This window comes from Kineococcus glutinatus (assembly GCF_039542765.1).
GTDB classification, from domain to species: Bacteria; Actinomycetota; Actinomycetes; order Actinomycetales; family Kineococcaceae; genus Kineococcus_A; species Kineococcus_A glutinatus.
Genome location: NZ_BAABIL010000581.1, coordinates 1 through 8,477, shown reverse-complemented (window position 1 = coordinate 8,477; position 8,477 = coordinate 1). Strand labels below are relative to the sequence as shown.

The following is an 8,477-nucleotide window of genomic DNA, read 5'->3' as shown; positions in this document are numbered from 1 at the left end:
CCTGCCGGTCGACCTGCCCGCCCGCCTGCCGGTCGACCTGCCCGCCGGCCTGCCGGTCGACCTGCCCGGTGCGGGTGCGGGGCGCTCCGCCGCAGCGGCGGCGGCCGCCGCCGCCCCGGGTGGGCGGATCCACCACCTCAGCCACACCGAGGCCGCCGGTACCCGCAGCTACGACCTCTACGTCCCCACCGGCTCCACCGGCGGGCCCGTGCCGCTGCTCGTCGTGCTCCACGGCGGCAGGCAGAACGCCCTCGACTGCGCCGCGGGCACCCGCATGAACGACCTCGCCGAGCAGCACGGGTTCCTCGTCGCCTACCCGGAACAGCCGACGTCGGCCAACCCCGGCGGCTACTGGAACTGGTTCGACCCCGCCGACCAGCGGGCCGGTTCCGGCGAGCCGTCGATCATCGCCGGCATCACCCGCCGGGTGGTGGCCGAGCACCGGGTCGACCCCGAACGCGTCTACGTCGCCGGGCTCTCCGCGGGTGGGGCGATGGCGGCGGTGATGGCCGCGACGTACCCGGAGCTGTACGCCGGGGTCGGGGTGCACTCCGGCCTCGCCCACGGCGCCGCGCGCGACGTCGGTTCGGCGTTCGCCGCCATGCGGACCGGCGGCTCGCCCGGCGCGGGCGGCCCGGTGCCGCTCATCGTGTTCCACGGCGACGCCGACGGGATCGTGGCGCCGGTGAACGCCGAGAAGCTCGTCGCCGCCCGCCTGGCGACCGCCGCGGCCCCCGCGTCGACCACGACGGTGCGCGAGGACGGGGCCCGCCGCGCCGCCACCCGCACGACCCACACCGACGCCGCCGGTGCCGTGGTCGCCGAGTCGTGGATCGTGCACGGTGCCGGGCACGCCTGGTCCGGCGGCAGCCCGGTCGGGTCCTACACCGATCCCGCGGGCCCGGACGCGTCCGCGGAGATGGTCCGCTTCTTCCTCGCGCACGGCCGCCGGACCTGACCCGCGCGCTCAAGGTGGGACACCCCCCGGCCGATCCCGAACCCGGTGCGTCGAGGAGGTGACGTGCCCGGACGCGGCGGATCGGTCGGGAGGTGGTCGCCCTGCGCGCCGATGACCGTCTCGTCGTGCCGCTCGGGGAACCGGAGCTCCTCGCGCGCCGTCCCGCGCTGCGCCGGGCCCTCTTCGCCGTCCTGATGGTGCTGGCGGTGCTCGCCGGGCACGCCGCCAGGTTCACCGACACCGTGCCGGTGCTCTCGCCCACACCCGCCGTCGCGCTGCTGTGGCTCGCGGGGTCACCGGGCCGTCGTGCGCGGGTGATCGACGCGTGCGCACTCGTCGGCCTCACGGCGCTCGTGTTCAGCGCGACCGGTACGTCGGTGGCGGGGGCGCTGCTGCTGTCGGTCGCCGTCGCCGTCCAGGCCCTCGCGAGCGCGTGGGCGTACCGGCTCCTGCGGCCGGCCGGGCTGCAGCTGCGCGCGGCCCGGGACCTGCTCGTCCTCGCCGCGGGCGCGGGCCTCGGCGCCGCGGCCTCCGTGCCCGTCGCCCTGCTCGCCTTCGCGCGGATCCCGGACGCGCTGATCCCCGTCTCGGCCGCGCAGTGGCTGCTGCACGGCGCCCTCAGCTGCTTGCTCGGGGTGGCCGCGGTCCTGCAGGCCAGTGGGGGGGCCACCGGTGGGCGCCGGCACACCTCGGGGCCCGAGCGCTGCGGCATCGTCGTGGCGTTCGCGCTGACGTACGGGGTGTCGTTCTGGCTGCTGCCCGGGGCCGCGGCCGCCTTCAGCCTGCTGCCCGTCGCCGTCTGGGCCGCGCTGCGCGAGAGCGTGCGCGCGGTGACCGCGCACCTGGTCCTCACCGCCGCAGCGGTGGTCCTCGCCGTCCGCTCCGGGCACCACCCCTGGACGGAGCTCGCGCACGACGTGCAGGTGGTCGCGGCCGAGGCGTACCTGGCGGCGCTGGCGCTGACGACGCTGGTCCTGGCCCTCTTCCGCGCGGAGAACGAGCGCAACGCGCAGCGGGCGCGCGAGCAGGCCGCACTCCTCGGCGCCGTCTTCGACTCCATCAGCGACGCGGTCGCCGTGCTGGACGCCGACGGGGACCTGCTGCTGCGCAACCGGGCCGCCGACGCCCTCTTCGGCGGCCCGGACGTGCCCGGCAGGGCGGATCCCGTCTCCGGGCACGGCTTCTTCGACCTCGATGGGAACCGGGTGGACACCTGCGACCTGCCCGTCGTGCGGGCGCTGCACGGCGAATCGACCCACGGCGTCGACGGGCGGATCGTCACGGCGGCGCACCCCGGGGGCCGCACCGTCTCCGTCAGCGCGCACCCGCTGCCGGTGGAGCCGGGCGCGGCGTGGAGCCGGGGGGCCGTCGCGGCGCTGCACGACGTGACCGACGTGCGGGCCGCCGCCGACGAGGTCGCCCGCGCCCACGACCTCTTCGCCAGCGTCCTGGACGCCGCGACCGGGCACTCGATCATCGCCGTCGACACGACCGGTGCCATCACGCTGTTCAACGAGGGCGCCGAGCGGCTCCTCGGCTGGTCGGCCGAGGAGGTGCTCGGCCGTCCCGCCCTGGAGCTGCACGACCCCGCGGACGTCGAGGAGGTCGTGCGCCAGCTCGGCCTGGCCGACCTCTCCGGCCTCTTCGCCCGGATCCGGGCGGACGGTCCCCTGACGATGCGCTGCCGCTACCGGCGCCGGGACGGCACACCGGTGACCGTGAGCCTCACGAGCACACCCATGCACGACGGCGCGGGTGGCCTCACCGGCTACATGAGCATGGCGACCGACATCACCGCACAGCTGGCCGCCGAGCGGCGCGTCGAGCAGTCCGAGGCGCTGTTCCGGGCGGCGTTCGACCGCAACCCCGTCGGCATCGCGCTCGTGGCGGTGGAGGACGGCGGCCCGGGGCGCGTGCTGCGCGCCAACCGCTCGATGCACCGGTTGGCGGGTCGCACGGAGGCGTCGCTGCCGGGCCGCCGGCTGGACGAGCTCGTGGCACCCGCCGACGTGGGGCGCTTCCTCGACGCCCTGGCGCCCGTGGTGTCCGGTGCCCTGCCGGAGACCACCCTGGACAGCACCTTCACGCGCGCCGACGGCAGCGTCGTCCTCGGCGAGGTGACCGCCACCTCGTTGACCTCGCACGACGGGGAGCCGCTGCTGCTGTGCCTGCTCGAGGACGTCACCGAGCAGCGCGCGGCCCAGCGGCGGCTCGCCCACCAGGCGCAGCACGACAGCCTGACCGGTCTGGCCAACCGCGCCCTCCTGCTGCAGCGCCTGGAGCAGGAGGTCGCCGAGGGGGGCCGCAGCGGTCGTCCGCTGGCCGTGCTCTACGTCGACCTCGACGGCTTCAAGGCCGTGAACGACACCGCCGGCCACGCCGCGGGCGACCGGCTGCTGGTCGCCGTGGCGGGCATCTTCACCGGCTGCGTGCGCGCCGGGGACACCGTGGCGCGGCTGGGCGGTGACGAGTTCGCCCTCCTGTGCCCGGGCGCCACGCAGACCGAGGCCGTCGCCGTCGGCCGCCGGGTCCTCGACGCGCTCGGCGCGCCGATCGCCCTCGGGGGCGCCGACGCGGTCGTGGGCGCCAGCATCGGCGTGCGCTGGTGCGACACGTGGGGCGGGCTGGGCGCCGAGCACGTGCTCCACGAGGCCGATGCGGCCATGTACGCGGCGAAGCGGTCCGGCAAGGGGCGGATCGTCGTGCACGGCGGCGACGGGGCCGCGGGCGCGCAGCAGGAGCCGCCCGCCCGCAGCGGGGGCGTCGCCGCGCGCCGGTGAGCCGGCCGCTCCGCAGGTGGTGGCGGAGCACATGAACCCGCCCGCCCGGGGTAGGTGGGGGGCGACCGGGTGCCCACCCGGCGCGCGAGCGGGGGAGACGACGATGCCCGAGGAACAGCCGCTGGTCGCGGACCTGGTGGTCGAGCGGTTGCGGGCCTGGGGGGTCCGGCGGGTGTTCGGGCACGCCGGCGACGGGATCAACACGGTGCTCGGCGCGCTGCGGCGCAGCGGGGGACCGGAGTTCGTCCAGGCCCGGCACGAGGAGAACGCCGCGCTCATGGCCGTCGGGCACGCGAAGTACACCGGCGAGGTGGGGGTCGTGCTGGTCACGCAGGGCCCGGGGGCGGTGCACGTGCTCAACGGCCTCTACGACGCCAAGCTGGACAGCGTCCCCGTGGTCGCCGTCGTCGGGCAGCAGGAGCGCACGGTGCTCGGCTCCGCCTACCAGCAGGGCATCGACCTGCAGACGCTGTTCGGCGACGCCACCCAGTACGTGCAGACGGTCCTGGCCGCCGAGCACGCGCCGATGGTGCTGGACCGCGCGTTCCGCAGCGCGCTGGCGACCCGGCAGCCGTGCGCCGTCGTGCTCCCGCACGACGTGCAGCAGCTGCCCGCGCCCGACCCGCTGCCGCAGGAGCACGGCGTGGTCGTCAGCGCTCCGGAGTGGCGCCGTCCCCGGACGCTGCCGCAGGAGGACGACCTGCGGCAGGCGGCGGCGGTGCTCAACGCCGCCCGCAGGCCCGCCCTGCTGGTCGGGCAGGGAGCCCGGCACGCCGGCGCCCAGGTGCGGGCGGTCGCCGACCGGCTCGGCGCCGGCGTCACCACGAGCCTGCTCGGCAAGCCGTGGGTGGACGAGCGGCTGCCGACCAGCGCCGGCGTCATGGGGCACCTGGGCACCAGCGCCAGCGCGTTCCTCATGGCCGAGTGCGACACGCTGCTCATCGTCGGCAGCAACGACCCGTGGACGGAGTTCTACCCGACGCCCGGGCAGGTGCGCGCCGTGCAGATCGACGTCGACGGGCGCAACCTCGGCAACCGCTACCCGGTCGAGGTGGGGCTGCCCGGTGACGCGGCCGAGACGCTGCAGGCCCTGCTGCCGCTGCTGGACCCGCCCCGGGAGGAGGGCTGGCGCGGCCGGGTCGTCGACGCGGTCGCGCGCTGGCACGTGCTGGCCGAGCGGCGGGCCGCGCTGCCGGCGGAGCCGCTCAACCCGGAACTGGTGGTCCGGGAACTCAGCCCGCGGTTGCCGGCCGACGCGCTGGTCAGCGTCGACGTCGGTTCGGTGACCTACTGGTACGCCCGCCACCTCACGCTCCCGCCGGGGGTCCAGGCCCACCTGTCCTCCACGCTGGCGAGCATGGGGTCGGCCCTGCCGTACGGCATCGCCGCCAAGCTCGCCGAACCCTCCCGGCCGCTCGTGGCGCTGGCCGGTGACGGCGCGATGCAGATGAACGGCGTCGCCGAGCTGATCACCGTCGCGGCCCGGTGGCGCGACTGGCCCGACCCGAGGTTCGTCGTCTGCGTGCTGCACAACCAGGACCTGGCCGAGGTGACGTGGGAGCAGCGGGAGATGGAGGGCGACCCGCGGTTCGGCGCCAGCCAGCGGTTGCCGGGGTTCCCCTACGCGGGGTACGCGGAACTGCTCGGCCTGCGCGGCATCCGGGTGGACGACCCCGCCGGCGTCGCCGCCGCCTGGGACGCCGCGCTGTCCGCCGACCGCCCCGTCGTCATCGAGGCCGTCGTCGACGCGGAGGTGCCGCTGCTGCCGCCCTTCCCGGCCGGGGAGCAGAAGCTGGAGCGGATGCGCTCGGCGCTGGCGCAGGACGGGCCGGGCGGCCGGCGCGCGCTGCGGCTGCTGGAGGCGCAGGCCCAGCAGGAGCGCGAACTCGGCTGACCCCGGCCGCCCCGGCGGCGCGCGCGGGTCAGGCTCCGTCCTCCTCGTGCGCGAGCACCGGGACCCGCCTGGTCGCGATGGCGGCGGCCCGTGCCGAGCGCGCCAGGAGCAGCCGGCGGATCCCACCGGCGATCAGCCCCCCGACCATCATCACGACGATCCCCGGGTAGAGGTAGGCGTAGATGACGTGCTCGTCGCCGACGACGTAGGCCACGTCCGGCTCGTCCGGGTCGTAGCGGACGACGACGCCGTCACCGGTGTGGTACTGGCTGAAGGTGCGGATCCACGTCGGCGCCCCGGGCGCGGAGGGCGCCGCGGCCACCGCGACGTGCTCGGGACCGCGGCGGCCGTCGTCGACCGCCGTGACCACGGTGCGGAACTCCACCCCGTCATCGGCCAGCGCCAGGCGCGGGTGGTGGTAGAACCACGTCATCATCACGCTGAGCGCGACGGCGAACACCGCACCCGCGGCGAGCTGCCACCCACCGCGCCGCCGGTCGGGTGCGGGGCGGTTCACGGCGCCTCCTCGAGGGTGGTGCCGGCCAGCAGCCGGTCCACCTCGGCCTCGACGAGCGCCGACACGGCGGTGGCCGGCCACGTCGCCTGCGCCAGCAGCCACCCGCCGGCCTCCGAGGACAGCACGAGGGCGCAGCGCTCGGCGACGCCGACCCGCCCGTCCGCGGCGCGGGTGGTGGTCAGGTAGCGGTTGCGCACGCCGGCCCCGGCGGCGGCGGAGACCTCGCTGCGGTGGACGCGGCCGATGCGGTGCCCCCGGCCGCTGAGCTGTGCGGCCAGCCGCAGCAGCGCCCCCCGGCTCCTGGCGTGCGCCGGGGCGGGCACGAAGGTCACCTCCACGGTGCACAGCGGCCCCTCGGCGGGGTCGGGCAGCAGGGCGAGGGCCAGCGAGCTGCGCGGGTCCAGCCGCTGGCGCTCGCAGCGCACGAGCTCCTCCAGGTCGGCGCGCAGCCCGGCCAGCAGGTGCGGGACGTCGGCGGCGTCCAGGCCGTCGGCGGCCAGCCGCCGGGAGGCGGTGCGCGCGGCCCACCGCGCGGCGTCGACGTCGGGCTCCAGGGGCAGCACCTCCCAGCAGGAGCCGCCGTCGAGGCCGAGCAGCAGGTCACCGGCGCCGCGGTGCTGCACCAGCGCGCTCACGGCAGGTCCGCCGCGGCCGGCCGCACCCGGGGCGCTGCCGCCGGCTCGCGCCGTCGTGCCGGTGCGGGATGGACGAAGGACAGGCCGGCGGCGATGGCGTCGAACAGCTCCAGCAGCGGTTCGGCCAGCGCGGTCATCGGGGAGGAGAACGTCAGCAGCAGCGAGCCGCCGGCGGCGTCGGGCATCGCGACGAGGTGCTCCAGGACGAGGGCTTCGCCGGTGATGCCCAGCGGGCCCTGCGTCGCGGGGACGATCCGCTGCCGCCGCAGCGCCTCCCCGGCGGGCAGGGCCACCCGGCGCGCCCGCGCACCGGTCGCGTCCCCCCCGAGCCCGGCACCGGGCGGCAGCACGCTGACCAGCAGCGACGCGGGCAGCAGGACGACGCCGGCCCGCATCAGCGACAGGTGCAGGTCCACGCCCCCCACCTGCGCCGCCCGGGCCGCCTGCGCCAGCAGCTCGGTGCGCAGGCCCTCGACGAGCCCCTCCTGGGTGCGGACGCCGTCGAACTGCCGCCGCAGCAGGGCATCGACGTCCGCGGCGCGCCGCTGCGGGGCCAGGTCGATGCGCTCCCAGCCCTGCGGCAGCAGCAGCGCGTAGTCCGTGGCGCGGGTGCCCAGCGCGCTCACCGGGCGCCCACCTCGCTGCCGGCGCGCTCGTTCCCGGCGCCGTCCGCGGGCTCCTGCCGCGAGTTCTCGAGCAGCTTCTCGAAGCCGTACTTGGCGCGATCGGCCCACGCGAAGCCGTCGGTGATCGCGGATGACACCCGCTCGACGGTGTCGATGCGGCGGACGCGCTCGGCGATCCCGGGCAGCGCGGTCACCGCGGCGCGCTCGGCCTCGGTCAGCGTCCCGAGCGCGGCGTCGATCCTCGCCTTCGTCGCCTCGTGGTGGCTGACGTGGCGCAGCGCGTCGCGGAACTCCTCCCCGGTGGGGCGCAGGACCTGCGGCAGCGCGCTGCGGATGCCGGCGGCGGTCGTGGGCACCGCGTCCAGGCGCCGGGCGACCTCCCGGACCGCGGTGTCGTCGTAGGCCTGGCGCGTGGCGGTGGCGATGCGGCGCACCGCGTTGACCGACAGGGTCCCCGCGGCGTGCCCGGCGTCGACGAGCTCCTGCCGGACGGCGCGCTTGACGTCCCCGGAGACGGGCGTGCGCAGCCGGGCGGCGATGCCGGCGACCACCTCCGGGGTGAGGCCGTGCAGACCCTCGGCGTCCATGGCGCGGCGGACGGCGTCGTTGGCGCTGCGCACGGGACCGGAGCGGCCCACGAGGTCGACGACCTCACCCCCGGCGCTGCGCACCAGCTTCCCGGCGACGCGGCCGACGCCCATCGTGGCCAGCCCCAGCGCGTCCCAGGCGACGTCCGACCAGGACCCGTCGCCGGACAGCAGCAGCGCGACGTGGCAGGCGGTGGCCAGCAGGCCCGTGCTGACGGAGACGACCTCCAGGACGCCGGCGAGCGGGAGCAGGACGACCCCTGCCGGGGGGAAGATCGCGGTGAGCGCCGTGCAGGCGAGGGCGGCGAGTCCCGTCCACATGGAGATCTCGCCGAGCACGTCCGCGGCGTCGCCGATCTCGTCGGCGTACCGGTGGAGGAAGCCGGTGAACCGGTCCCACCCGCTGTCGTGCAGCGCGTCGTGGTCGATGACCTCGGCGATGGCGCGCGAGGCCCGCTGGGCGGCGTGGTCGCGGTCGTC

6 protein-coding genes and 1 pseudogene are annotated in these 8,477 nt (G+C 76.9%); 3 read left to right on the top strand and 4 right to left on the bottom strand.

The features are described 5' to 3' along the window. The 3 genes from ABEB16_RS18535 to ABEB16_RS18525 all read left to right on the top strand — a co-directional run. On the top strand, window positions 1–958 hold a 958-nt coding region (locus ABEB16_RS18535), incomplete at its 5' end, for an extracellular catalytic domain type 1 short-chain-length polyhydroxyalkanoate depolymerase (protein WP_425560250.1). A gap of 125 nt (window positions 959–1,083) precedes the next feature. Further along, entirely contained in the window at window positions 1,084–3,738 is a 2,655-nt protein-coding gene (locus tag ABEB16_RS18530) for a diguanylate cyclase domain-containing protein (RefSeq protein WP_345713689.1), read from the top strand. Between the two features lie 103 nt (window positions 3,739–3,841). Continuing rightward, on the top strand, window positions 3,842–5,632 hold the full coding sequence (locus ABEB16_RS18525; RefSeq protein WP_345713688.1) for a thiamine pyrophosphate-requiring protein: 1,791 nt from the start codon (window positions 3,842–3,844) through the stop codon (window positions 5,630–5,632). 28 nt (window positions 5,633–5,660) lie between these two features. Here ABEB16_RS18525 and ABEB16_RS18520 read toward each other — a convergent pair whose 3' ends face one another. From ABEB16_RS18520 to ABEB16_RS18505, 4 genes and pseudogenes are all read right to left on the bottom strand, one after another. Next, window positions 5,661–6,149: a hypothetical protein gene (locus tag ABEB16_RS18520; RefSeq protein ID WP_345713687.1), complete on the bottom strand. Its 489-nt coding sequence runs from the start codon at window positions 6,147–6,149 to the stop codon at window positions 5,661–5,663. Further along, window positions 6,146–6,784, bottom strand: a complete 639-nt coding sequence (locus ABEB16_RS18515) for a hypothetical protein (RefSeq protein WP_345713686.1) — start codon at window positions 6,782–6,784, stop codon at window positions 6,146–6,148. The genes ABEB16_RS18520 and ABEB16_RS18515 overlap by 4 nt, the downstream gene beginning before the upstream one ends. After that, window positions 6,781–7,410: a hypothetical protein gene (locus ABEB16_RS18510; RefSeq protein ID WP_345713685.1), complete on the bottom strand. Its 630-nt coding sequence runs from the start codon at window positions 7,408–7,410 to the stop codon at window positions 6,781–6,783. Before ABEB16_RS18510 ends, ABEB16_RS18515 begins: the two co-directional genes overlap by 4 nt. Next, window positions 7,407–8,477: pseudogene (locus ABEB16_RS18505) on the bottom strand (hypothetical protein); the annotation flags it as partial. The pseudogene ABEB16_RS18505 and the gene ABEB16_RS18510, both read right to left, overlap by 4 nt.

Bases quoted from the DNA above. Each gene is read 5' to 3' on its own strand.
- ABEB16_RS18525 (WP_345713688.1), top strand. From the start codon at position 3,842: ATGCCCGAGGAACAGCCGCTGGTCGCGGACCTGGTGGTCGAGCGGTTG.